The sequence below is a fragment of the Maridesulfovibrio salexigens DSM 2638 genome (genome assembly GCF_000023445.1).
Classification (GTDB): domain Bacteria; phylum Desulfobacterota; class Desulfovibrionia; order Desulfovibrionales; family Desulfovibrionaceae; genus Maridesulfovibrio; species Maridesulfovibrio salexigens.
On the sequence record NC_012881.1, the window covers coordinates 2,212,656 to 2,238,957 of the forward strand.

The window sequence follows — 26,302 nt, forward strand, 5'->3', positions numbered from 1 at the left end:
CGGATGTCCAAGCATGTAGTTGAAACTGATATTAAGGAACTGAAACTTCTTTCACGCGGAAAGGTTCGTGACATATACGAAGTGGATGATGACAAGCTTCTGCTGGTTACCACCGACAGAATCTCCGCTTACGATGTCATCATGCCCAACCCCATTGATGACAAGGGCAAGATCCTGAACCAGATCACTCTTTTCTGGATGGACATGTTCAAAGACATCATTCCCAACCACCTGATCGCTTCCAAAGTGGATGACTATCCTGAAGTTCTCCACAAATACCGTGACCAGCTGGAAGGACGCTCCGTACTGGTAAAAAAAGCCAAGCCTTTGCCCATCGAGTGCATTGTACGCGGTTACATCACCGGGTCCGGCTGGAAAGACTACCAGAAAACCGGCGAAGTCTGCGGACACAAGCTGCCCGAAGGTCTCAAAGAATCCGAAATGCTGGAACAGCCCCTGTTCACCCCCTCAACTAAGGCGGAACTGGGTGAGCATGATGAGAACATTTCCGTTGAAAAAGCTACTGAAATGCTCGGCAAAGAGCTTTTTGATAAAGTTCAGGAAGCCACTCTTTCCATCTACAAACGTGGCCGCGACTACGCACGTGAAAAGGGAATCATCATTGCTGACACTAAATTTGAATTCGGTATCTATGATGGTGAGTTAATCATCATTGATGAAGTATTGACTCCGGATTCCTCCCGCTTCTGGCCTGTCGAAGGCTATGAAGCAGGCAAATCCCAGCCTAGTTTTGACAAACAGTTCCTTCGTGACTGGCTGACAGAAATTAATTTCAATAAACAGCCTCCGGCTCCCGAAGTACCCGAAGAAATCGCCACCAAAACTCGCGATAAGTACATGGAAGCGTTCACCCTCTTGACTGAAAGCGAACTTGACGCTTAATAGCTTCTAAAAAGCAAGTATAAAATAAGGAGATATCAATGCTTCTGAAAGGTAAAAAAGCACTGATTTTCGGTGTTGCTAACAAAAAAAGCATTGCTTACGGCATCGCCAAGCAGTTTAAAGAACATGGAGCTGAACTGGCTTTCAGCTACGTTAATGATGCCATCAAGAAACGTGTTGAGCCCATCAGTGAAGAGCTGGGCGGCGCATTCACCTTCCAGTGTGATGTGCAGAGCGATGAAAGTATCGCCGCTTCTGTTGCTGAAGTAAAAGAACAGTGGGGAGATTTTGATATCCTCATCCACTCTGTTGCTTTCGCCAACCGTGACGATCTCAAAAAACGCTACATTGAAACTTCCCGCGATGGTTTCCATCTCGCAATGGACGTTTCTGCTTACTCTCTGGTCAGCCTCTGTAATGCATACGAAGATCTGATCAAGCCCGGCGGTTCCGTCATGGCTATGACCTATCTCGGCGCAAGCAGAGTCATCACCAACTACAATGTAATGGGCGTTGCAAAAGCTACTCTCGAAGCAAGCGTACGCTACCTTGCTGTTGATCTCGGTGAAAAAGATGTCCGCATTAATGCCATCAGCGCCGGTCCCATCAAGACCCTTGCTGCGTCCGGCATCTCCAGCTTCAAAGACATTTTCAGACACATTGAAGAGCGTGCCCCGCTCAAACGCAATGTAACCACTGAAGATGTTGGTAAGACTGCAGTCTACTACGCATCCGACCTTTCCGCAGGTGTTACCGGTGAAACCCACTTCGTGGATTGCGGTTACAACATCCTCGGAATTTAAGTTCCGTCCGGATCTCGATCCCTATGGCCGGAAGCTTTTTTAAGCTTCCGGCTTTTTTATTTTTAAGATATAGTCTCTTTCCTGCTTGACAGGACTGAGTGAAGGGAATAAACATCCCTTTTGCCTTGCCCTTATATAGGAAAGGGCCATAGACCATAAGGAGGAGTTAATATGCTCAGAAAGTATGAAGTACTTTTGCTTTTGAGCCCTGAACTTGCGAGCGACAGCCGCAAGGAAATCGTAGAAGGACTCATCGCAATCATCGACCGCGAAGGCGGCAAAATGGATGAGATCGACGATTGGGGTTCCCGCCAGCTGGCTTACCCTGTCCAGAACCAGACCCGTGGATACTATGTCCGCCTCATTTTCGACGCACCCGGCCCGCTGGTTGCAGAACTCGAGCGCAACATCCGTATCACCGATGGTATCTTCAAGTTCGTAACTGTTAAACTTGATGAAACCGCTAAGGCAGAGGAGGCTTAATCATGGCATTCAAAAGAAAATTCACACCGAAAAGAAAGTTCTGCCGCTTTTGCGCGGATAAGAACCTTCCCCTCGATTATAAACGTCCTGACATTCTCAAGGACTTCGTAACCGAGCGCGGCAAAATTATTGCCCGCAGAATCACCGGTACCTGCGCTAAGCACCAGCGCCGTCTGACCACTGAAATCAAGCGTTCCAGACAGATGGCTCTCATGCACTACACTACTGTGCACAGCACCGATGTAAAGAAAAAGAGCATCTAGGGGGACTACATGAAACTTATTTTACGTGCCGACGTAGACGCTCTGGGTAGTCTTGGTGACATTGTTACCGTTAAAGCTGGTTATGGCCGTAACTACCTGATTCCTCAGGGACTGGCTATGCCCGCTTCCGAAGCTAACCTCAAGCAGTTCGAGCTTGAAAAAAGAAAGCTTCAGGAAATGGCTGACAATCTCCGCACTCAGGCAGAAGGTCTCAGAGACAAACTGGCTGAAGTTGAAGTTAAAATTGAAGTTCGTGTTGGTGAAGGCGACAAACTGTACGGTTCCGTAACCGCAGTTAACATCGCTGACGCTCTCGCTGAAATGGATTTTGATATCGACCGCAGAAAAATCCTGCTGTCCGATCCTATCCGTTCCCTCGGTGAGTACGACATCGAAATTAAACTCCACCCCGAAGTTCGCGGTGAAGTTAAACTGGTTGTAGCCAAAGTTGGCGGACCGGTTGAAGAAGAGCCCGCTGAAGAGGTTGAAGCACCCGCTGAAACCGAAGTAGCTGAAGATGCAGAAGAAGCAACTGAAGCGTAAATTAGGCTCAGACTACAATTCGGGCGGAGCGTCTAACGACGCTTCGTCCGATCTTTTGCGTAAAGTCCCGCCGCACAACCTTGAAGCCGAACAGGCTGTTCTTGGCGGGGTTTTTCTAAGCAATACCATATTCAACGACCTCGTTGATATAGTCAAATCCGACGATTTCTACTCCCCTGCTCATCAGGAAATTTTCCGGGCCTTTGAAGATCTCTATGGTCGAAATGCGCCCATCGACCTGATTACTGTCAGCGAATACCTTACAGCTAAAGACAAAATCGATTCAGTCGGCGGCCCGGTATATCTTGCAGAATTGGCAAACTCTGTTGTCAGCTCTGCTAATGCCCTGCACCATGCTGAAATCGTAGCAGAAAAAAGCATTCAGCGCAGCCTGATTGATACTGCCGCCAACATCATCAATGAAAGCTTCGAAGCTCAGGATGTCAAAGAGCTCCTCGATCATTCCGAGCAGGCTATTTTTGACATTACTGACAATAAAAAGAACACTACCATCAAGGGCAGTAAAGCCCTCATCCAAGAAGTATTTCAAGATCTTGAAAATAGAGTTGCGCAAAAATCTCTTGTCACCGGTATAAACACCACATACCACAAATTCGATGAGATGACCGCTGGTCTCCAGAACTCTGACCTGATCATTATCGCAGGACGTCCCAGTATGGGTAAAACCGCTTTTGCCCTTAACGTAGCAATGCGGGCAGCCCTTCATTCCGGAGTTACTACTGCTGTCTTTTCGCTTGAAATGGCAATGGGACAGCTCATGACTCGTATGCTTGCCTGCCATGGCAAGGTTGATCTTTCACGCCTAAGAACCGGGCAGCTTGATGACGAAGACTGGGCCAAACTATATGATGCAGCTCAGGACTTGACAGAAGCCCCCATTTTTATTGATGATACCCCGGCTATCTCCACTATGGAACTGCGCGCACGTTGCAGGCGCTTAAAATCCCAACACAATCTTGGGCTGGTAATGGTTGATTACCTGCAGCTGATGCGTTCCAGTGCCCGTGTTGATTCGCGTGAACAGGAAATTTCAGATATTTCAAGAACACTGAAAGCTCTTGCTAAAGAATTGAATATTCCTGTCATTGCCCTGTCACAGCTTAACCGTAAGGTTGAAGAACGTACTGACAAACGTCCCATGATGTCTGACTTGCGTGAATCCGGTGCTATCGAACAGGATGCTGATATTATTCTTTTCCTTTACCGCGAAGATTTCTACAACAAGAAAGAAGACAAACCTATCACCAACACAGCAGAAGTTATCATCGGTAAACAGCGTAACGGTCCTACAGGCATTGTAAAACTTGCCTTCCTCGGCCCCTATACTGCTTTTGAAAACCTTGCTGCCGAACCATATCCGTCAGAATACGACGATGAATAATCGGATATTATTTATGACGTGATGCACAGAAAACACTTACACGGAGAAAATTAATGTATTTTCATGAAGCCGAGACCCTCGAAAGGGGTAAACTGGAAGAACTCCAAGTTCAAAGATTAAAGAAAACCATCGAACAGGCTGCCAATTCTCCGTATTATAGTGAAGTTTTCAAGAAAAACAGCATCGACCCTTCTGTCATCAAAACAGCTGATGACATAACAAAACTACCCTTTACCACTAAAGACGATCTGCGCTCTCAGTATCCTTATGGACTGCTTACCCAGCCGCTGGATAATTTCGTGCGTCTGCACGCTTCTTCCGGTACTACCGGAACACCCACAGCTATCCTTTACACTCAAAAGGACCTTGATACCTGGGCTGACCTCATGGCCAGATCCATGTACTCAGTCGGCCTGAGAAAAAGCGACATTTTTCAAAATATGTCAGGTTACGGCCTTTTTACCGGTGGCCTTGGCATCCATTATGGTGCGGAAAGACTTGGGTGCCTCACAGTTCCTGCCGGAGCTGGTAATACCAAACGCCAGATCAAACTCATCCGTGATTTTAACGTTACCGGACTTCACATCATTCCCTCTTTTGCTCTTTATTTTGCAGCCAAAGTTCGCGAAGAAGGTTTTGATCCGGCTGAAATGCCTTGGAAAGTTGCCCTCATTGGTGCTGAACCACATACTGAGCACACTCGCCGTAAAATTGAAGAGCTTATGCACATCAAGGCATACAACTCTTACGGCCTATCTGAAATGAACGGTCCGGGTGTAGCATTCGAATGTCTCGAGCAAAACGGCATGCATGTCTGGGAAGACTCCTATATCGCTGAAATCATCAACCCTGAAACCGGGGAACATGTTGCTGATGGCGAAGTAGGTGAACTGGTCATGACAACACTTACCCGTGAAGGCATGCCTATCATTCGCTACCGCACCCGTGACCTGACCCGCTTCATTCCCGGTGAGTGTAAATGCGGTCGTACCTCACGACGCATTGACCGTATCATGGGCCGCGCTGACGATATGCTCATCCTTAAGGGTGTAAACATCTACCCGATGCAGATCGAAAAAATCATCATGGGTATCCCTGAAGTTGGTCAGAACTACCTCATTGAGCTGATCAAGGAAGGTCTCATGGATCAGATCAGGGTCAAGGTAGAGATTAAAGAAGAATACTTTATTGAAGATATGCGCGCTTTGCAGGGCATTCAGAAAAAGATTGCCGGAATGCTGCGCGATGAAATTCTCATTACTCCCAGAGTAGAGCTCGTACAGCACAACTCTATTCCCAAATCTGAAGGAAAGGCTGTACGTGTAGTTGACCTCAGGGATGAGGAATAGCGAATGATTACCGCATTGGCAGTTCTGGTTATTCTGCTCATGCTCTGCTCGCTGGCATTGCATGTGTTCGGTCTACCGGCAAACTGGTTGGTTTTGGCCCTTGTTGCCGCATGGAAATTCTACCAGCCGGAAACAATGACCTGGAACTTTATCATAATTCTCGGGGTGATCGCCTTGGTGGGCGAAATCCTCGAGTTTGTCGCCCAGTATTTTGGCGGTAAAAAGTACGGCGCAACCGGACGCGGAAATATTGGCGCGTTCGTCGGCGCAATCGGTGGAGCGATCCTCGGAGCACCGTTCTTTTTCGGACTCGGTGCCCTTCCCGGTGCTCTGCTCGGATCTTTTGGCGGATGCCTCGTATTGGAACTGACCCACGGCAGAAGCTTCGACGAAGCAAAGCATTCCGCATGTGGCGCGTTCTGGGGTAAAGCATTCGGCATGGCAATTAAGATCAGCCTCGGTGTCTGGATGTTTGCCATGAGCATTCCTAAGATCTGGCCTGCTTAGAATTTTGATGCGCTTCGCGCTTTAAATAAATTGATTTCGCCTCCGGCGGCCAAAGGAGCTAAGCCCCTTTGGAATCCCTATTAATGTTTGTTTTTATTTTTTAGAACAATATCTTAGCTAAACTTAAAACGGCGAAACCCTAATAAAAGTTTTTGGGATTCTTAAACCCTTTTGCAAAAGGGTTTAAGACCCCGGCAGGGTCGCCGAAGGCAAAAGGGAACAATATGACTCTTGCTAATGAATTTCCGGAATATCGCGGTAAAATGGAATATCACTGTCTGGGTTGTAATGCCCGTTACGACGTGAACGAATTACACTACACCTGCCCTGAATGCGGTTCTGTTTTCATCCTTGAAGACCTGAATTTCGATGAACTGAAAAAGACCAGCGGCAAAGAATGGCGCGAAATTTTTGATGCCCGTTGCGCCACTAAAAACGACAGCCTGCGTGGTATCTTCCGCTTCTACGAGCTTTTCGCTCCCGTAATGGAAGAAAATGAAATCCTTTATCTCGGTGAAGGAAACACTCCCATCGTTGCCTCCAGCCCCGCTCTTAATGATGTAACCGGAATCAAGACCGCATATAAAAACGACGGCCAGAACCCCAGTGCATCTTTTAAAGACCGCGGAATGGCCTGTGCTTTCAGCTATATTAACACTCTGATGAACAAAAACAATTGGGACGAGATCCTGACCGTTTGTGCATCTACTGGTGATACCTCCGCCGCGGCAGCCCTCTACGCTTCTTATATGAAAGAAGGTGTTAAATCCGTAGTTATCCTGCCGCAGGGCAAAGTTACCCCGCAGCAGCTTGCTCAGCCTTTGGGCAGCGGTGCTAAGGTACTGGAAGTTCCCGGTGTATTTGATGACTGCATGAAAGTCGTTGAAAATCTCGCTGATAACTACCGTGTAGCGCTTCTCAACTCCAAGAACTCATGGCGTATTCTGGGTCAGGAATCCTACGCTTTTGAAGTTGCCCAGTGGTACGATTGGGATCTTAAAGACAAATGTATCTTCGTGCCTATCGGAAACGCCGGTAACATCACTGCAATTATGGCTGGCTTCCTCAAGCTCTATGAACTTGAAATCATCACCGACCTGCCCCGCGTATTCGGTGTTCAGTCCGCCCATGCAGACCCAGTATACCGTTACTATTCTATTGAAGATCCCAACGAGCGTGAATACCAGCCGGTTAAAGTACAGCCTTCTGTAGCTCAGGCAGCAATGATCGGAAACCCTGTTTCCTTCCCGCGCGTGAAGCATTTTGCTGAGAAATTTGAAGCTATCGGCGGCAAAAAAGCATTTCAGGTTGTTCAGGTCAGCGAACAGATGATTATGGACTCCATGCTACTAGCCAACTCCCACGGTCACATTGCGTGCACTCAGGGTGGTGAATGCTTTGCCGGACTTATTCGGGCTAAAGAACTGGGCCTGATTAGCGAAAACGAAAGCGCTGTGCTCGATTCTACCGCACACCAACTTAAATTCATCGGCTTTCAGGACATGTACTACCAGAACGATTTTCCCGCTGAATATGAAGTAACCCCGGACTCTACCCGCGCCAACAAGCCAGAGCTTGTAATTGAAGGAAGCGAGAAAGAAAAAATGTCTGAAGCGGCTTACATTTCCAAGGCAGCAGAAAACGTTGTTTCCATGCTCGGGCTGGAGAAAAAATAAGTGGCAAAAAAGGAACGCGCAGACCAGATGCTTTTTGCTCAAGGCCTTTCTGAAAGCCGGGAGCAGGCAAAGCGCATGATCATGGCTGGACAGGCCCACTACCTCAAGGACGGACAGAAGCTTCCGGTTACTAAACCGGGAATGCAGCTTGATCCTGATCTTGAAATTGTGGTTAAAGGTCGCGACCGCTTTGTAAGTCGTGGCGGCTACAAGCTGCTCACAGCCATCGAAGAGCTGGGCCTTAATCCTGAGGGCAAGGTTGCCCTTGATGCAGGCGCTTCCACAGGCGGTTTTACCGACTGCATGCTCCAATTTGGTGCAGTTCGTGTGTACGCAGCAGACGTTGGCTACGGACAGTTACATTGGAAGCTGCAACAGGACGAACGCGTTACCAACCTTGAACGCATTAACCTGCGCCATGCCGAGGAAGATCTGATTCCTGAAAAAGTTGATCTGGTAGTCTGTGACGTATCCTTTATTTCTTTAACTAAGATACTTCCGGCTTTAGTTAGATTCCTTAAAGAAAACGGCGAGATTGTCTGTTTGATTAAGCCTCAATTCGAAGTCGGCCCCGGTCAGACAGATAAAGGGATTGTGCGCGACAAGGCATTAAGACAACAAACAGTTGATATGATAGTTAATTTTGCTTCTTCCGAACTTGGGCTACAGCTCAAAGGTTTAGTCCCTTCAAGTATTAAGGGGCCTAAAGGTAATCAGGAATATCTTGCTTATTTCGTCCGCTGATCAATTATATCTATATCAAGTAACGAAGGCAGTCATAGAAATGTGACTGCCTTTTTATTTTAATCAACATTTCTCATCTATATATAAAAAACATTAATTTTAAACAAAGTATTAAACATTATTAAAATCATTTTGAACAACAGCAACCAACTATCAGTTCAGATACATTTCCATTCAACATCACTATTGCTTACGCCTTAAAGACAACGATTAACATTGTATAAATTAATTAGTACATACAATAACAACTAAATAACTCTGTCATACAAAACAAACATACACACATGTATGCTATTTCAGATCAATTTAGCTCTGTATTATTTTCACAACAATTTACAATTGCGTCAATTTTACTTTACTTAATTTAACATTCAAGATAGTCAATATATGCATTTTCTTGAGGGGATGACTTTAACACAGCTAAGTCATTAAGCATTTTCAGCATTTTTTTTGAAGGAGTGTATATGAGGACCAAGTTCACAGCATGTCTCAGCATGCTGATCATTTTGATGGGATTGGCAACAGTTCCCGGATTCAGCACCAAAGCTGAAGCAGCAGGTTTTGCCATCTACGAGTGGGGAGCTCGAGGCAACGCACTTGGTGGCGCCGTGGTAGCTAAAGCAGATGATCCGTCTGCCATTGCATGGAACCCAGCAGGTATCACACAGCTGGAAGGAACACACATTCAGGCCGGTGTAGCCATGATCTCTCCGAAAATGGATCTGACTACCACCTACAATGGTGTTTCCACCAAATCCAGTATGACCGAGAACTCTTACTTCCCGCCCAGCGCCTATATTACCCACCAGATTAATGATAATCTCTGGCTTGGTGTAGGTACCTTTACACGCTTTGGGCTTGGTACTGAATTCGATGAAAACTGGGCCGGTAGATATGCTTCCTATAATACCGCAATTGAAAGTTACTCTTTCAACCCCAACCTCGCCTACAAATTCAATGAATACGTATCTATTGCTGCAGGTCTTGAATTTATGAAGGTTCGCGCCGATCTCAGAAAGAAACTTGATGCTTCAACTCTGAAAAACCCGAACACTTACACTTTTGATGTAGACCAGCGTATTATCGTGAACGGGTTCACCCCCGGTGCTAACGCAGCAATTCACATCACCCCCACAGATCAGTGGTCCATCGGTCTTTCCTGGCGCAGCAAAATGAGCCACTCTGCTTCCGGTTCAGCAAGCTACAACCCCTCTGCTGCGGCAGCTGCAGCAGCGCCCAACAGATTTCATGACACTGACATCATTATGAGCATGAAAACTCCGCATATGTTCTTCGGTGGCCTTGAATACAAACCGCTGGATAACCTCAGTTTTGAATTTGACGCTATCTGGTCTCTGTGGAGTGACTATAGCCACATTCGCTATGAATTTGAAAATACTAACGCTATCGGCACAAATACCGTTATTTCAGACAAAAAATGGAACGATGTCTGGAGATTCCAGTTCGGTGTAGAGTACCTGCCCATCGAAGACCTTTCTCTCAGAGTCGGTTACTTCTACGACCAGAGCCCGATTCCTGATGGATACATCGACTACATGCTGCCCACCAGTGACCGTCAGAACGTTTCTCTCGGTATCGGTTGGAAATACGAGAACTTCACAATTGATGCTGCGTACAACTATCTTTGGATGAAAGACCGCACCATCGAAGCAAGACCGACTGAAGGTATTCTCCAAACTGAAATCAGCAATTCCCGCACCCACATTGTCAGCCTTGACCTCGGATTCGAATTCTAATTTCAGATCTTACAGAATAAACAAGAAGGCCCGCTCCATATGGAACGGGCCTTTTCTTTTAGCGTAACAGACAGCTTTATCTGCCAATACCCAGATCAAGATCCATATCTTCCGGAGCCTTCATTTCAACTCCGTAATTCACAGCATATTTTCCACCGGCAGGAATGTCTACCAACCATTCAAAGTTATCTTCCTTAATTTCAGCCTTGGGCTCGGTAACAATTTCAAGCTTGATACGCTTATCTCCTGACACAGGGGAAGGTTCCTGAACCAGAACCTTAACCGGAACCTTGCGGCTGTTCTCAAGCTCAAGACTATACTTCCAACTGTATGTCTGCTTGGAATTGAACATGCCCTGCTCGCCTGATTGTTTTTCAACGGTTTTACGCTCAGCCTTCAGCATGGGATCAGAACCAAAATACAGTTTCTTCTCTTTGCCGGAAAAAGAAAAACGCTTTTTACCGATCATGGTACCTTCCATAAACATAAGAGCCACGCCAACAGGATAATCCTTAGCTTCGGCCAACAATGTTTTTGAAGAAACAAACACATCGGGAGTAAGTGAAGGACGAGCTATAAACGAAAACTCTGATTTCCATGTTTCACTTTCAACTGCATACTTACGGGTACTGCCAGCAGGAAGATTCTTTTTACCCATCTCCCATAAAGAATATGTTGCCTTGCTGACCCTTGTGGGAGCACGCTTAAAGACTCTGGTTCCAGCGCCTCCTTCTGGAGCAGAGGCTGCCTCCATCGCCATATTCATACTATCCATGGCATAACGGGCCATTTCCGGTTCAGGCTCAGGCTTGGGTTCTATTACCCAACGTCCAAGCTCGGGAGGTGAAATTCGCGATTGCTTCTTAACTGTAGCAAGTGCGACATCACAATTCTTGAAGTCCATCCCGCTTCCCTGATAAATTTCAGCCTCAAAAGTAAACTGGACTTTCCCACTACCGGGAAAGGCATCTAACTTATACTTAGGCTCCCAGCCGCAATTGCGGAGCATATAGCCAATTTTAAAGTCTGCACTCTTAGCTCCCTTGGAAGCAACTGAAACCTTTACATTCCAGACCAGCTTGTCACCCCCAGCCATTTCTCTCAGCTGTCGCTGCAAATCATTAATCAGTTCCTTCAATTCATTAATTTTGACCGCAAGCTTAGCTGATTCTGTGTAGAGCTTCGAAAGATTAGCGACCACCTGTCCAGCTACATTGCCTAAATCTGAAGGCTTTATCTGCTGATCTATTCCCCGCTCTTTCCAAAAAGCAATTCCGCCATCCACAGCCTGCTTCTGGGAAATTACAGCATCTTTCTTGAATTTAAGCTGATCAATTTTTTTGCCCAACTCAATCGCTGCGGGCGAACGGGACAAATCGCTCCGGGACCACGACACATCATTAATTGCAACGCCCTTGGTCAAAGAAGCTATGGTGAATGTTTCCGGAACAGCCTGCCCGGAAAGAGTAAACATTGCATAATCACCGTTTACGTCACGTTTCAAATCAGCTTTAACCTTGCTGCTAAAATCAGCCCCTGAAGGGTAAAACACAACCCTTTCAGAGACAGCAAAGGCTGAGCTGCAAAACAAAACACATAATACCAAAGTCATGCATATAATTTTTTTTTGCAAATCATCATCCTCGGTTAATAATCATATTTAAATAATCCTAGGTTAGACATCATAGCAGATATCGATCAGGTTCAACAACACTCAATCAGCACTCACTTAATTAGATTCTACTGCTCTTACCTTGGATTAAGCCTTCTCTCGACAAATCATTCAATTTGATAAATAGTCTTTGCGTTTGAGACTAAATCTACTCACTACAACCGGAGCATAATAATGGGCAATAAACTTTCGCTGCTCGTCTGCGGCGGTGCCGGATATATCGGTTCACACATGACCAGAATGATTGCCGAAGCCGGACACGACGTCACAGTCTTCGACAACCTCTCTACAGGACATGCAGAGGCTCTTAAATGGGGTAAATTTGTACAGGGTGATCTGCGTAACCCAGAAGACCTTGCAAAGCTCTTTGCTGAAAATTCATTTGATGCGGTCTTCCATTTTTCCGGACTGATCGTAGTCAGCGAATCTGTTGAAAAACCTTTTGAGTACTATGACAATAACGTAACCGGAACCCTCAATCTGCTGCAGGCCATGCGCAAACATGGTGTAAATAAATTTGTTTTCTCGTCAACTGCTGCAGTTTATGGCGAACCGGTAATGGAAATGATCACCGAAGATCATCCTCTAAAACCGCTGAATCCATATGGCAGAACAAAACTTCAGGTTGAAGAAATTTTACAGGACTACGCAGTAGCTTATGGGCTGAATTCTGTCTGTTTCAGATACTTTAATGCCGCCGGAGCGCACCCGGATAGTACAATCGGGGAAGCTCATTCACCTGAAACCCACCTCATTCCTAACATCCTGCTCAGCTGCATTGATGAAGGGCGCAGATTGAAAATTTTCGGCAGCGATTACCCAACACCTGATGGCACATGCGTGCGCGACTACATCCATATTCTCGATCTATGCGATGCACACCTCAAAGCCATCGGATTTATGGACAGCAATAAGGGTGCCCACTCCTTCAACCTCGGAAACGGGAAAGGATTCAGCATTCTTGATGTAATCAAATCTTCAAGCGAAGTAATCGGAAGAGAAATTCAATTCGACTACGAGCCTGCAAGGGCCGGAGATTCACCAAGGCTTGTGGCTGACAGCTCGAAAGCAGCTAAAACACTTAACTGGACTCCGCAGTATGCCGACCTGCGTGATATAATCGAAACAGCGTACCGCTGGCACAAAAATCCCGCATATTAAAATCAAACTATGCAAAATTAAAAGCTGGAGCTTACATAAACACGTAAACTCCAGCTTTTTTTATTCAATCTAATTAAGAAGACTTAGCGGGTAATCAGTAAAATATCCTGATGATTCTTAGCCATACGACCGCACCAGTCACCAAACAAAATTTCTTTAATCTTGAATCCTCTCTGCTCAAACATATTCAAAGCAAATTTTTCATCATAGCCGACCGCATCCATGGGGTCTTTAGGATCAGCAGTATAAAAGATTCCGTACTTGAAAAAATCATGCGTACTTTTACCCCGATCCATCAAAGCATTGGATTCCTCATTAACGAGAAAGAAAGTCGCAAAAATACGGCCTTTATCAGTGAGAACCCTATCCATCTCCTTGATGTAGTTCATGATGTCTTCCGGCATCATGTGCGTAAACACGGAGTTAAGCATGATCAAATCGAAACTGTCATCCTCATAAGGAAAGACAAAATCAGCAGCCTTGGTCTGAGCGTATGGGTTGTAGGTCGAATTAAAGATATCTACCAGTTGAAACCTGAAATTTGGAAATTCCGGGGTAATATTCTCCGTGCACCATTTTATGCCGACAGGAAAAGTGTCAAAACCTTCATAGCCACCTTCCTCTGAAAGGTACTCAAGCAACGGAAAGGCCAGTCGCCCGATTCCGCATCCGATATCAAGAACTTTCTCATCAGATTGCAGGTTCAATTTATCCCGGCAAAAGCCGATCATTTTATTCCCTACACTGCGAAAATCTCCCCCGCCAAAGCAGATATGCAGATCTTCAGGAGGCTCGGGAATATTAGCAATATCTCTCATATAACACCGCTTACATCTGATTCAGGCAATCTTCGCAGACTTCACCTTCGATTGTTTCTGAAGTCGCCGCTTTGCCCGATTTTTCCATGATCATGTCCACCATCTGCTCAAATCTATCAGCAGGCAGGTATCCACGAACGGAGACACCGTTAACGAGGAACGTAGGAGTGGCATCAATTCCGAATGCTCCGGCCTCTTTTTCGTCAGCCAGTAAAAAAGCCTGCAACTTAGGAGAACGTAGGTGTTTCTGAAGCAAATCAGGATCGACTGCTACTTCTTCCAGAATTTTACTTAAAACGATCCCCTCTTTATCTTCATAAAGGTCCTTCTGACGCTCAAAGGCAAGATCATGAAATTTGTAAGCTCTCTCTTTATCGAATTGTGCGATTGCTTCAAAAACAAGGGCAAGTTCGCGGGAATTCTTATGCATAGGCAGGTGTTTAAAAATTAACCTGTACTTTTCAGGCTGTTCAGCCACAAGCTTACTTACAACTTTGGCCCCCTTGCTGCAGTAAGGGCAAAGAAAATCAGTGTATTCAACAATAGTTACGGGTGCTTCAGGACTGCCAAGCATGGGTCTTTCAGACCAGACACGGGGCTTAAACGGATTTTTGATTTCTGCTTCCAGCATTGCCTCACGTTTTTGTTTCTCGCGCTGATCAATACCCTGCTCTACAATCGTGAGCATATCCACGCTATTTTCACGCATAGCATCCAATACAATCTGGGGGTTCTCACGTATCACTTCAGCAATCTGCTCTTTAAGCATCTGCTTGTTCACACAACCGGAAAACATCACAACTAAACAAATTACAAGAGCAATTCTTTTCAACATAAAAACCTCTTCATCAGCAGTTAAAGAAAAAACCTCCATGCGGATAGACCGTGGAGGTTATTTTTATAAGTTCATATAGGTGTAGAATTAATAAGCTCCGATTCCCCAGACATCGCTAAAAGAATCTGTTCTTTCATCCGCTTTTTCAAAAAAATCTGAATGGATAAGATCCGGGTCCATAGTAGGCACAGATGGTCCACCGAAAGGACATGTAATAATATCATAAACACCGGAAACAACACGCCCTCCAGCATATGCAAAGCCGACAAATATTCCACCGACATATCCTGCGGCCTGCTCCGCGGGGGCATCATTTTCAGCAGCGAGGTCAACGGCCTGATTCGGGATCTCCAGAGGAGCGCTCAAGATATTAGTCATACCCCTTCCCAATTTACGTGGAGCGCGGTCAGCATAGCTTTCCTCGTTTCCAACATAATTTGCGGAATTAAGAGAACAGCCGCCAAGTAACATTGAAGACAAGGCCACTGCGAGAAGCAATATTTTTACAAATCTTTTGGATTTAATCATTTTATCTCCTGTTCTTAAATATATGCCCCTGCTCCAGTTTCCTGTCAAGGCTAGCCGCGTGTTTACTGGATTATTAAAGAGTTCTGAACATAATTATAACAAAAAAGCCGTCCCCGAAGGAACGGCTTTTCATAATTAACTTTCAAGTCGGGATTACCATTTTTTCTTACGCTGTTCTTCAAGAGCTGCTTCCTGCTCTTCAAAAGTGGCAAATCCGGCATGATGCATGGCATCTTCAACGGTCTGGTTCCAATCCCATGCGGAATAGATAACAGGTTTGTGGAAGGTTCCACGGAAGGTATCCATTTCCTGTCTGATAAAGGATTCTCTGGGGGAATCCATATTATCACGAAGCTGTTCGTTAAGCCTTCTGATTTCACCTTCGTACCAGTCCTCGAGGTCTTCGGGAGTCTTGTACTTTTTGATGATGTGGCTGTAACCGTTTTCTTCCATGAGTGTGGCAAGACGTTCAAAATGACGTGCTCTGATCCACTGTCCCAACTCACTGACCTTGATATTTTCAGCTTCAACAGCTGCCATATCAAGCTTGGTCTGCAGGTAGGTGTCAGGCACAACGGAAGCGGAAACAATCCCGGCAATGCAGACTACGCCACGCAGGATTACGCTGTTGGAAACACCCTGTCCGCAAAAACCGATCTTCTTGCCGAACTTTTGTCCGGTGAAGATTGCGGAAAGAATAGCCCAGACAACTGCCGGATCTTCTTCATCGTAGATATGCTGCAAGCTGGGGTTGTCACGGTCAGTACCGAGAACCAGCTGGGTCATATCGTTGGAGCCGATGGAGAATCCGTCAACTTCCTTGATGAATTCCTTGCTGAGTACAGCGTTACTGGGAATCTCAGCCATAAGGATCAGCTTAAGGCCATCTTTACCGGAATCAAGGTTGTGTACCTGGGACAGATAGCGCTTCATGCTGCGAGCTTCTTCGATAGTACGTACGAAAGGCAGCATAATGTGCAGGTTCTTACCGCCGAACACGCCGCGCGCAAGCTTGAAGGCTTCCAGTTCCCAGTCATGGATATTTCTGGAAACACCGCGATAACCGAGCATGGGGTTGTCTTCATAGTGTTCGAAGAGCAGACCGCCAAGCAGGTTGTGGTATTCGTTGGTCTTGAAATCGGTAGTTCTGTAGACAATATCCTTGCCGTAAAAGGCCATCGCAAACAGAGCCAGGCCCTGAGACAATGTCTGGATATAATTTTCCTTACCGGTTCTGAGACCACGGGATTTAATAATATCGGCAATGCGCTGGCGAAGAGTGGTGACTTCATCCATTTCAGACTTAAGTCCCATCTTGAGAGCCACTTCTTCACGCAGAGCTTTAATCTGTTCAATGTATTCGAGAACAACGGGATTCTCTTTGGCCTTAGCAAGCATCTCCGGCAGTTCATCAAGGGATTCAGTACGCTTGTAGATGAACTTGGAATCAGCATGCTCCCCGGAATGAATGCCGAGAACGCCGCGAAGATGCTCTTCGATGTCCACAGAAGTCTTCAGGGTGTAAAGACTTTCGGTGGCATGCTCGAGGTAGTAGTCGAGCTTTTTGTCCAGTTCACGCAGCTTGCGATGCATGGCCAGAACTTCTTCGGTTCCGCGTGCGGTATTGGCGTTGGCCATGGAATCCATTTCTTCTGTGAGACCGGTCAACGCGCCGATGTATTCCCTGAGATTAATGTTCAGGGAAATAAGACCGGAATCAAGCTGGGTCTTCATAACTGTGGTCAGTTTTCCATCCAGCTCATCGAGCTTATCCTGAACCAGCTTATCAAGGGTTCCGTTGTCATAAGCTTCAAGGGCCAGCGGATGAACACCCACGTTACCGAGCATGAACTCTGCACGCAGCAGGCCGACTTCAAAATCGGGAACTTCTCTCAGGCGGGAAAGGAACAAAGACTGTCCCACGTCAGCGAGAATCAGACCGACTTTGGTTTTGGTAGCCGGAAGCTCTGCAACATTGATGGTTCCGCCAACCTCGATGAGAGGCAGTGCGCCGCGGTAAACCTTACCACGTGAACCGTCAACGGTGATTTCCTGACCTTCAAGAGAGCGCAGGACTTCAAGTCTCTGGATACCGATAATAGCCGGGATTCCAAGCTCACGAGAAGTAATCGCAGCGTGACTGGTATCGCCGCCTACGTCAGCAAGAATACCGGAAGCTATACGCATACCCGGAACCATGTCTGGGTCGGTACGTTCTGCCGCGAGAATATCGCCCTTATGAATTTTGTTTAGCTCAAGAGCGGAACGGAGATACTTAACAGTTCCCTGCCCTGCTCCGCGAGATGCACCGTTACCTTCCAGAACAACTTCAGCAGCTTCAAGCTCCTTGGGATCAACCTCAAGCCTGCGCATGAAGATGGAATCAGGATGTTGCTCAAACTCTTCGTTCCAGCGGGTTTCAGGACGAGCCTGAACAAACCAGAGACGGTCAGCAGCATCAAGGCAGAACTCGGTATCCATGATCATGCCGCCATAAGCAGCACTGATGGAACGAACGCCTTTAGCAACTTCTTCAGCTTGAGCAAGGGACAGAGCCCAACGGTAAACAGCACCGGGCTGAACCTTTTCTACCTTGGTTCCGCCTTTTTCGCTGTATACGATCTTCTTATCCTTGCTGCCCATATTACGGACAACAACTTCAGAACCGTCATCACGCTGGAATACGTAAAATTTATCAGGTGTAACCATACCGCCGACAACAGCTTCACCAAGACCGTAACTGGCATCAATGGAAACAAGATCCTTGCGGTCAGTTCCACGGCAACCGGTGGCAGTATCAGCACTGAATGCAGTACCGGAAATTACAGGATTGATCATACGCATGATGCAGACGGAAAGTGAGGTGTTTTCAATAGCCCACTCTTTCTTTGCATCTTCTGCAATGGAAGCGTCGCCGGTATTCTCTGCCAAGGTAACGGCATCAAGAATGGCTTCACGACGATAGGTCATACTGCGCAGGTTATAAGCGGATGCGCAGTCCCAGTGATATGCTTCGGCGCACTGGTCTTCGCCGACTATATTCAGATAGGTATCCTGAAGTCCGGCAAAAGCCTTTTTACGGCTGTCTTCACCGGCTGCGGAGGAACGTACGGCCACAGGCTCATTCTCAAGCCCTGCATCCTTGCAGATTGAGAGATAAGCTTCCCTGACTGCGGTTTCAACGTCCTTGGGCAGTTCCACAGAAAGAATAGCACTCTGAACAAGCACTGATCTTTTGCGTAACTGGTCAATTCCTTCAGGAGAGGTCGCAAAACCTTCAACAACGTTATTAATAAAAGTACGCAGCTGAATCTGAGTTTCAGTATGCTTGCCTGCTTCTTCTTTAATTACCTGAGCGATAGAGCGGACAAACTTCTGTAAAAATTCACTGTCACTGTTAACTTCTTCACTGCTCCAGTCCACTGCGTTATATTCACTGTCAACAACAGCCCTGACAACGCTTGCATTGACTTTAGTCTCATCCAGCAATTTATGGAACGCGATAGATGAAACAGCCCTGAACTGGGGAGATCTGATGCCGTCAACCTGACTGATCAATGCGGTATTATAGTTTTTCCCGCCAACCAGCAGTTCTGCATCTTCACCGATTTTAACGATATCGGCACCGGTTAGAATCAGCTTCTTTTCAAGCTGTTTTTTAGCCTGGGACTTCTTGGGAGCTGCTGCCTCTGCATTTTTAGCAGAAACTGCTTCTTCCGTCTTACCAGCCATCACTTCCTCCTTACACATCATTACAGATATGCTCTTGGATTTTTTTCTTTAAAATCCGGGTAAATAAGATAATCAGTAATCGAAAAGAAATTAACAGAATATAAACAGACATAGCACCCTGCTTTGGCAAAAGACAAGGGCGCTGACAATAAATGATACTGATTCGGGCGCAAACGGAAGAACTCCGCTGCATTCCGGGCATTGCCGTTATTGGATGAAAAGCTTCCCTTCAGTTCACCCGGCAACAAAGAACAAATTCCTCAGCAACGCCCGCATGTCAAGCAAAAACAGTATCTAGCTGCATTATAAAGGCATTACAGAACCAGAATATATCTCGTGTTGTTCACCATTGTGATCAACCACAAGTCCACCGTCAGAACGCAAACCGCAAATAACACCGCGATCAACGCCTTCAGGACCATCCACAATCTTAACCTCTTCACCGAACCAGACCAGACGGTCTTGAAGCTCGTAAAGAAAATCATCAGTATTTTGCATAGAAATAATCTGCTCGAAATTACCCCTGAAATGCTTAATCAGTTCAACCCATGTTTCCAGAGGACCAAGCTGCATTGTCTCGGTATTAACCTTTCCGGCAGGAACTGCATAATCTGCTCTAAGCATGCTTCGTTCAGGTGCGTAAGACAGATTCAAGCCGATACCGACCATAGTAACATTTCCGCGCTCTTCAATGAGTATACCGCCAGCCTTCTTCCCGTCGATTAAAATATCATTGGGCCACTTAAGCTGGGCATCTACACCAAGATCACGCAAAGCATTACAGGTCAGGTAGCCGACAATAAGGGGGAGAATACGATTCCATACAGGACGGACCTCACCGGGCTTTACTTCCGGGAGGGAAGGCCACTTGATGGTTCCGTACACATTTCCGGGAGGAGAAATCCATTCACGGCGAACCTGTCCGCGTCCGGTATTTTGCTCCACTGCCAGAACACTGCCCCAGTCCGAAAGATCCTCAAGAGAATTCAGACGCCACGCAACATCAAGGCTGGACACACAGGAACCGCATACTGCGACAGGAACTCCGGTCCGTGAACCTGATATCCATGTTGAATAAGTCCTGTACTCAGCATCCTCGCTATTCCAAGGGCCGAAGTTTTCAATATCACGCGCCCATAAAGGGTGGGCCTGAAAAATATTTTCCGGGTTAGCCTTGGGGAGAGGACTGGAATCCTTACCGTTGATAATAGTAATTCGAGTAATCATGCTACACTATCCCATGTTCTAATGCTGGTTGACAAGGTAAAACCTGTTTTTATTAATACTTTAGCTTAATTATATTATTAACCAAAGCCAGCGGGATGCGCAACTTCATTTTGATTATTCTTTCTTCGAGGACTTGATCTCCCTGATCATATCAATGAGTTCTTCTTCCACATCATCAGCTTCGCTCTGGTCAATGGCATCGGACGAACGTGAGTCGCGGGTAATGGCTGCGGCAATCTTGGTGGAAATAGCTGCCAGAATACGTTTTTTGGCGTCATCACCGGCGATAGCCAGCAGGATACCGAGCTTGTAATATCCAAGCTTGCGGAAAACCAGCTTCAAAGTTCCGATATCCACAAAAATAATATCTTCGACACCTTCAAGTTCATCAATGGACTTGCGTTTCCGCTTTGTCTCTTTAAAATATTGCGCGCCCTTTTTCTCAACCCATTTGGAAGTTGCTTCCTTATGCAACATACAAATATCTTCAGGGAAATCTCCAACCCCAATCTTTTTGTAGATCATCTCCGGGTTGGAATCGACAATTGATGAGAAATCATGAATATCAATAAAGTCTGAAAGAAAGACCTTACCGCTGAACTTGTTGATATCTTCGGAAAGATTCTTGGCTATTTCAAGGAAATCATCAGGATTAATGATTGTCAGGTAACTCTGTGATGCGATTTTATTGACCGAAATCATGTTAAATCCAATTGCAGATTTAAGGTGACGTTCGACCTCATGCTGCGATCCATTTGTAATCTCGCAATACTCACAGGACAATTCTTCAAGGGTAATCCCGATCGGTGCGTCTTCAGTCTTGGGAGCAGTTTCAAAAATACGATGCTTCATGTGCAGCAAGCGGCAAAAGGTAAGCCATGAATTATCGCTGCGGCTTTCGGAGACAGCACGGTCCGCACGGGCAAGACGCGAAGCCAGAACTCTGGTCAAATGGAAGACAGTAGGATGACTTTTCTTAAGCAGCAAAAGAATCAACCGCGCAGTCAATTCCAACAGTACGCACTCTGATGCAGCCTCTGCTCCGGCAACCCTTTCACATTTTGAAATTATTGCCATTTCACCAAAAAGCTCTCCCGGTCCCAAGGTAGCAAGGATTTGTCTTTTACCCTTGATATTTTTAACAATATTCACAGTTCCGGACTGAATCATGTATGCGGCATTACCCTTTTCACCTTCCCGGAAAATAACATCGCCCTTGAGAAAAGTTTTAGATTGTGGCTTGACTGCTGCCATACTACTTCACTCCCTTCAATTTTCGCACAATATCAAGGAGTTCGTCACAACATTCAAGCACTTCCGGGTCGCTTGGATCACGATCTGCTGGAGGTTCACGCAGTAAAATTTGAGCAACCTTCTTGCCTACATTTCGCTTGAGCTTATCCCTGCCCTGCTGATCCATGGCGGAGTAGAGAATTGAAATATTGTAAAAATTAAACCCTTCGAGAGCCTTTTTAAGGGTCGGATTATCGATAAAAATAATATCTTCCACAGACTCAAGATCTTCAAGGGCCTTGCGTGGCCTGCGAAACTTCTTAAAGAAATCCGGTTCCTTGCTTTTGCCCCACTCAAGGGCTTTCTCCCGATTAAAAAAGAGCAAGTTTTCAGGCATCTCTTCCTTAATGAGTTTTTTATAAATCAGCTCCGGAGTGCTTCCGGTCCTTTCAGCCAAATCAGTAAAACTCATAAAAGTCATACGCTGATCTACATTCGCACCAAGCTCGCGCATCTGCTTGTAGAGATTGCGTAGATGCGGCATGAACTGCTCGAAATCTTTAATATTAATATAACGTTCAACAAATGCGCTCTTATCGCCCTTTTTGATACTTTTTATATCAATCAAACGAAGCTTGAACACTATCTCCAAAAAAGACTCAATTTCAAGATTTGAAAAGGCAGCCAGACTCTTAACTGTTTCGGTGTAGGACTTCACCGAAAGTCCCATCTTGTAATTTTCAATTTCCCGTTGCTTGTTACGGGGAGTGTAGGCAAATTCCTTGTAAGCGAGATTGAGAATAGCTGCGAGTGCAATAAATGAGTCATTCTGCTCTGGTCCGGAGGCTTTCATATCAGTCGCAGCGACCCGTTTAGCCAATAGCTCAAGCATCTTACGCACGGTCTCAGGAGAGGCTCTGAGCAGCTTGTTCATCATCTCTTCAGTCAGCACCACCAATTCGCAAAAACTGGCAGCCTCGGCACTAGCTGTACGTTTTTGATTAGCCAGTAAAGACATTTCACCAAAGATATCACCACGACGCAGGGTCCCCATGACAGTCTTTTTCTTATCGATAATCTTAAAAATATCGACAGTCCCGGACTTGATCATATAGGCAATTTTGCTTTCCTGCCCTTCGCTGAAAATGACCTTACCCTTATGGTAGGTACGAATACTTGGTGCTGTCCTTACAATCATCGTTAACCGTACTTAATAAAAATGAAATTTTCTAAAGATTACACATTACGTCGAACCTTAACAAGTCCGACTATCTTTTTCACCACCAATGGGAATATTCCCAGCAGCGCGAAGGAGATCAGCAATCCGGGCTGAACTATCCCGGAAAGAGAATCAATCTTCCCAAGTTCTTTTCCGGCATTAACATACACCATTGTTCCGGGCAGCATGCCCAGCTGTGAAACCCAATAAAAAGTTCTCAATCTGATTGTGGTAAGCCCCATAAGCAAATTGATAACCACAAAGGGAATGGCCGGGATAAGCCGCATTGTAAAAAGATAAAACGCACCTTCTTCTTCGATACCCCGGTTAACCTTCTCCAGCCGGTCTCCGAATTTTCGCTGCACGTAATCCCTGAACAAGTGACGCGAAAAAAAACAAGCCAGTGTAGCACCGATAGTGCTGGCAAATGATATCGTCAGCACCCCTACGGTAAAGCCAAACAAAGCTCCCCCCGCCAGCCCAAGCACAGTTGCACCGGGGAGGTTCACTCCAACAACCAGCACATAAACCAGAAAAAATGAAAAAACAGTTAAAAATGGGTTCTGATCATAAAAGACTTGGAACTCCTGCCTTGAATTTTTTATATATTCAAGAGTCAGGAACCTATCCAAATCAAACGCAAAAAACAGCGCCACAACAACTGCAATAAACGTAATTATGAGTATTTTATTTTTCATTGATCATACGATACCATCAAACCTGAATTAATCAAGAACGCTGCTAACCAAAGCCTTGTTATCAGCTACCAGAATAGAAAAAGCAAGAAATGACAAAAAAAAATAATAATTTAAAAATATTAATCGCTGGTGGGTCTATTAGGGACCTATTACTCGGCAGATCTCCAAAAGACTTGGACTACCTTATTGCCTCAGGTTCTCCTGAAGAATTTCTTGCTGCTTTTCCAAAGGCCCGTCCAGTAGGAAAATCTTACGAAATTTTCTATCTCAAAGGACTGGAATTCTCTTTCCCGCGAGCTAAAGGCAACAACACAGATGAGACTATAGATCTTGACCTTAAAGCTCGCGACTTCACGGTTAACAGCTTTGCGCTGGACGAAGACGGAGAACTGTACGCTCACCCTAACGGACTGGAAGACTTACGTAACCGAGTACTGCGCCCGTCTTTTCCTGATACTTTTAAAGAAGATCCGCTGCGTGTATTCAGAGCGGCAACTTTCATATCCCGGTTTCCGGAATTCAGCCCTCACCCGGAACTGATTGCGGAAATGAAACGTTGTGCAGATAATGATTGGCTTGCAGACATTGCCCCGGACAGAATCGGCGTAGAACTCCGTAAAGCTTTAAGCGGGCCGAAACCAGGAAATTTCCTGCGGTTATTGATTCAAGGAAATTGCCTTGAACCGTGGTTCTCCGAATTTAACGGTTCTGATAATATCCCGGCCGGACCGCCGGAATATCACGACAAATCCGTAGCCGGACACACAGCTGAAATTATGGATGAAGTTGCAGGAGAGCCCCTGACCTGCTGGATGGCCATGAGTCATGATCTGGGCAAGGTGTTAACGACAGCGGATATCCTCCCCTCGCATTACGGTCACGATAAAGCAGGTATGATTCCGGCAAAAGAACTGGGCAGCAGACTAATGCTCCCGGTAAAATTCATTCGTGCTGGAGAAAGTGCAGCAGAACTTCACATGAAGGCCGGAAATTATCAGGAGCTAAGACCCGGAACCAAAGTAGACTTACTGATGAAACTTCATGTTTCTGGACTTCTGGAAAATATGATCAGCCTTTGCAATGCGGACAGGGGTGAAGGATTGCTTGAAACCGCTCCCGCAGACCTGGCAGAGATACTTAAGGTTTCCCTGCCGGCCCACGAAAGGAATCTTGGTAAAGAATCAGGAGAAAAGCTGCGCAACATGAGAGCCATGAAAATAAAGACCTTCAGTGGCAGCAGAAAGAGGATTTAACTACTCGAACAAATACTTATATTCCCCAGCCACTTTATCTGTAGTATTCATCAATCCGGCAGCACTGTTTTCCACATTGCGGGAATTCACAAGACCAAGTTCCTGCTTAAGATAAAAAGGAACTACCCCCTCGCTCTCCGCAAAAGTCCAGACCACTGAATAAACAGAACCGATCTCCGGCCTTTCATTGAATTCACTGCGTGATTCAATAATTACCCGTACAGCCTTCCCATCTTTTCCGGCCAATTTAAAAAGCACGGACTTCCTAAAGTTCTCCTTTAACTTTAATGCCAAAGTACCACCCAACACGTCATCACCACTATGAATGACCGCTACAGGAACTCCTTGTTTTTCAGCACTCTGCTCTACTTTTTCGACCGGAGCAGGTTTAGCCTTGGAATTTGGTACTGCCTTTTTCTCTTCAGCCGAAGCAATTGACCCCAAGCAAAGTACAAGTAGCAATATCAACGCGGAACCAAGTAATTTTTTCATAACAACTCCTTATTCGCATTCGTTTTCAACTCTTCTATCAAGGCTTTCACCCGGACCTTGTCACGCGCCCAGACCTGTGAACAGTAACCGGAAATATACGTTGCAACGTCCTTACGATTAGGCAGGTCCGGGAAGGCCGGAAAATCGATATCTTTAATTGTGATCACAGTGAAAGCCATCTCATCATCGATTACCTTACATTGAGGCCCCACACATCCGGCTATGCTTTCCTTCCTTACTGATTCAGGATCGAGAGACTTGGTAAATTTAAGAACATCCGAAGCTGAAACATTTCTATTAACCTTCTCAATTTGAATGTTAATTTCTTCGGCCATTTTGAAAAAATCATCCCGATTTACTGACCGCACTTTACGTCCATTCTCATCCTTTTTGATTGAACCGTGCATGTATTCTTCAATACTTGCGGAAAGCATATCGTAGCCAATACCAAACCACTTGATATATTCCCCTCTGCCGGTAAAAGCGAAAGGAGGGCTATCTATGATGTCAGCACATTCAATCCCGGCGGGATGATAAAACTTATTCCTGCTCATCCCGGCAGAAACCCAAAAATCATTGAAACCGGAAGGCCCCAGACAGATTTTCTCAAGCAGCGCACAGGCCCGAAAAACCTGATAAAGTTTAACATGGAGTTTTTCTGAAACCTCATGAAACAGCTCAATGGCATCATCAACGTCCACGCGAGCTCCAAAAAAGGAATCCGCCATGTCACTCAGGACCTCATCCGTCAAAGCATCGGTTAAATCTTTAAAATCAGCCATAATATTTCCTTTAAAACTGTAGCTCAAAACTTTATACGGATATTTTTTATTTCCGCTCTATCCTTTTGTTTTTAGCATTTTCCAGACTAAACAAGCATTCAAACTACAAATGAAATCATTAATTAACCTTGAGAGTGCCATATAATTGAATTATACGCCAATGGTACGAGTATCATTCAAATGATGATTGTTCGATAAAATTCAACAGTTAAATAACCTGCT

At 45.7% G+C, this 26,302-nt stretch carries 24 protein-coding genes; 13 read left to right on the plus strand and 11 right to left on the minus strand.

Annotation, left to right across the window (positions count from 1 at the left end):
* Window positions 1-3 precede the first annotated feature (3 nt).
* The 11 genes from DESAL_RS10140 (at window position 4) to DESAL_RS10190 (ending at window position 10,430) form a co-directional block, all read left to right on the plus strand.
* Window positions 4-903: a phosphoribosylaminoimidazolesuccinocarboxamide synthase gene (locus DESAL_RS10140; protein ID WP_015851897.1), complete on the plus strand. Its 900-nt coding sequence runs from the start codon at window positions 4-6 to the stop codon at window positions 901-903.
* A 38-nt stretch (window positions 904-941) separates the two neighbouring features.
* Window positions 942-1,706, plus strand: coding sequence for an enoyl-ACP reductase FabI (locus DESAL_RS10145; protein WP_015851898.1), 765 nt, complete (start codon window positions 942-944; stop codon window positions 1,704-1,706).
* Between the two features lie 171 nt (window positions 1,707-1,877).
* Window positions 1,878-2,189 (plus strand): 30S ribosomal protein S6, encoded by a 312-nt coding sequence (rpsF, locus tag DESAL_RS10150; RefSeq protein WP_015851899.1) that lies wholly within the window; start codon window positions 1,878-1,880, stop codon window positions 2,187-2,189.
* A gap of 2 nt (window positions 2,190-2,191) precedes the next feature.
* A complete protein-coding gene (gene rpsR / locus DESAL_RS10155) occupies window positions 2,192-2,452 on the plus strand; it encodes a 30S ribosomal protein S18 (protein ID WP_015851900.1) in 261 nt (86 codons plus the stop codon).
* Between the two features lie 9 nt (window positions 2,453-2,461).
* Window positions 2,462-2,995 carry a 50S ribosomal protein L9 gene (rplI, locus tag DESAL_RS10160; RefSeq protein WP_015851901.1) on the plus strand — a complete coding sequence of 178 codons (534 nt, stop codon included), beginning with the start codon at window positions 2,462-2,464 and terminating at the stop codon, window positions 2,993-2,995.
* Window positions 2,970-4,397 carry a replicative DNA helicase gene (gene dnaB / locus DESAL_RS10165; protein ID WP_015851902.1) on the plus strand — a complete coding sequence of 476 codons (1,428 nt, stop codon included), beginning with the start codon at window positions 2,970-2,972 and terminating at the stop codon, window positions 4,395-4,397. Before rplI ends, dnaB begins: the two co-directional genes overlap by 26 nt.
* A 53-nt stretch (window positions 4,398-4,450) precedes the next feature.
* Window positions 4,451-5,746, plus strand: a complete 1,296-nt coding sequence (locus DESAL_RS10170; RefSeq protein ID WP_015851903.1) for a phenylacetate--CoA ligase family protein — start codon at window positions 4,451-4,453, stop codon at window positions 5,744-5,746.
* A gap of 3 nt (window positions 5,747-5,749) precedes the next feature.
* Window positions 5,750-6,253 (plus strand): DUF456 domain-containing protein, encoded by a 504-nt coding sequence (locus DESAL_RS10175; RefSeq protein WP_015851904.1) that lies wholly within the window; start codon window positions 5,750-5,752, stop codon window positions 6,251-6,253.
* Window positions 6,254-6,477: 224 nt separating this feature from the next.
* Complete coding sequence (gene thrC / locus DESAL_RS10180; RefSeq protein ID WP_015851905.1) at window positions 6,478-7,929, plus strand: threonine synthase; 1,452 nt, start codon at window positions 6,478-6,480, stop codon at window positions 7,927-7,929.
* Window positions 7,930-8,673: a TlyA family RNA methyltransferase gene (locus DESAL_RS10185; protein WP_015851906.1), complete on the plus strand. Its 744-nt coding sequence runs from the start codon at window positions 7,930-7,932 to the stop codon at window positions 8,671-8,673. It abuts the gene before it with no gap.
* Window positions 8,674-9,137: 464 nt separating this feature from the next.
* Complete coding sequence (locus DESAL_RS10190) at window positions 9,138-10,430, plus strand: OmpP1/FadL family transporter (RefSeq protein ID WP_015851907.1); 1,293 nt, start codon at window positions 9,138-9,140, stop codon at window positions 10,428-10,430.
* 76 nt (window positions 10,431-10,506) lie between these two features.
* On the opposite strand, the gene DESAL_RS10195 is transcribed toward DESAL_RS10190, so the two are convergent.
* On the minus strand, window positions 10,507-11,982 hold the full coding sequence (locus tag DESAL_RS10195; protein ID WP_245543733.1) for a DUF4139 domain-containing protein: 1,476 nt from the start codon (window positions 11,980-11,982) through the stop codon (window positions 10,507-10,509).
* Between the two features lie 294 nt (window positions 11,983-12,276).
* On the opposite strand from DESAL_RS10195, the gene galE reads away from it, so the two are divergent.
* On the plus strand, window positions 12,277-13,263 hold the full coding sequence (galE, locus tag DESAL_RS10200; RefSeq protein WP_015851909.1) for a UDP-glucose 4-epimerase GalE: 987 nt from the start codon (window positions 12,277-12,279) through the stop codon (window positions 13,261-13,263).
* A gap of 83 nt (window positions 13,264-13,346) precedes the next feature.
* On the opposite strand, the gene DESAL_RS10205 is transcribed toward galE, so the two are convergent.
* The 8 genes from DESAL_RS10205 to DESAL_RS10240 all read right to left on the minus strand — a co-directional run bounded on the left by DESAL_RS10205 (window position 13,347) and on the right by DESAL_RS10240 (window position 23,553).
* Window positions 13,347-14,081, minus strand: coding sequence for a class I SAM-dependent methyltransferase (locus DESAL_RS10205; RefSeq protein ID WP_015851910.1), 735 nt, complete (start codon window positions 14,079-14,081; stop codon window positions 13,347-13,349).
* A gap of 10 nt (window positions 14,082-14,091) precedes the next feature.
* A complete protein-coding gene (locus DESAL_RS10210; RefSeq protein ID WP_015851911.1) occupies window positions 14,092-14,916 on the minus strand; it encodes a DsbA family protein in 825 nt (274 codons plus the stop codon).
* 87 nt (window positions 14,917-15,003) lie between these two features.
* A complete protein-coding gene (locus DESAL_RS10215; protein ID WP_015851912.1) occupies window positions 15,004-15,444 on the minus strand; it encodes an exosortase system-associated protein, TIGR04073 family in 441 nt (146 codons plus the stop codon).
* A gap of 153 nt (window positions 15,445-15,597) precedes the next feature.
* Complete coding sequence (locus DESAL_RS10220) at window positions 15,598-19,176, minus strand: PEP/pyruvate-binding domain-containing protein (protein ID WP_015851913.1); 3,579 nt, start codon at window positions 19,174-19,176, stop codon at window positions 15,598-15,600.
* Window positions 19,177-19,479: 303 nt separating this feature from the next.
* On the minus strand, window positions 19,480-20,403 hold the full coding sequence (locus DESAL_RS10225) for a biotin--[acetyl-CoA-carboxylase] ligase (protein ID WP_015851914.1): 924 nt from the start codon (window positions 20,401-20,403) through the stop codon (window positions 19,480-19,482).
* 114 nt (window positions 20,404-20,517) lie between these two features.
* Entirely contained in the window at window positions 20,518-21,657 is a 1,140-nt protein-coding gene (locus DESAL_RS10230; protein ID WP_015851915.1) for a cyclic nucleotide-binding domain-containing protein, read from the minus strand.
* A 1-nt stretch (window position 21,658) separates the two neighbouring features.
* A complete protein-coding gene (locus DESAL_RS10235; protein ID WP_015851916.1) occupies window positions 21,659-22,834 on the minus strand; it encodes a Crp/Fnr family transcriptional regulator in 1,176 nt (391 codons plus the stop codon).
* A 38-nt stretch (window positions 22,835-22,872) separates the two neighbouring features.
* Window positions 22,873-23,553 (minus strand): TVP38/TMEM64 family protein, encoded by a 681-nt coding sequence (locus DESAL_RS10240; RefSeq protein WP_015851917.1) that lies wholly within the window; start codon window positions 23,551-23,553, stop codon window positions 22,873-22,875.
* Between the two features lie 89 nt (window positions 23,554-23,642).
* On the opposite strand from DESAL_RS10240, the gene DESAL_RS10245 reads away from it, so the two are divergent.
* Entirely contained in the window at window positions 23,643-24,806 is a 1,164-nt protein-coding gene (locus DESAL_RS10245) for a tRNA nucleotidyltransferase/poly(A) polymerase-related protein (RefSeq protein WP_015851918.1), read from the plus strand.
* On the opposite strand, the gene DESAL_RS10250 is transcribed toward DESAL_RS10245, so the two are convergent.
* Both DESAL_RS10250 and DESAL_RS10255 read right to left on the minus strand, forming a co-directional pair.
* Entirely contained in the window at window positions 24,807-25,298 is a 492-nt protein-coding gene (locus DESAL_RS10250; RefSeq protein WP_015851919.1) for a hypothetical protein, read from the minus strand.
* Window positions 25,295-26,080, minus strand: coding sequence for a hypothetical protein (locus DESAL_RS10255; RefSeq protein WP_015851920.1), 786 nt, complete (start codon window positions 26,078-26,080; stop codon window positions 25,295-25,297). Before DESAL_RS10255 ends, DESAL_RS10250 begins: the two co-directional genes overlap by 4 nt.
* Window positions 26,081-26,302 lie beyond the last annotated feature (222 nt).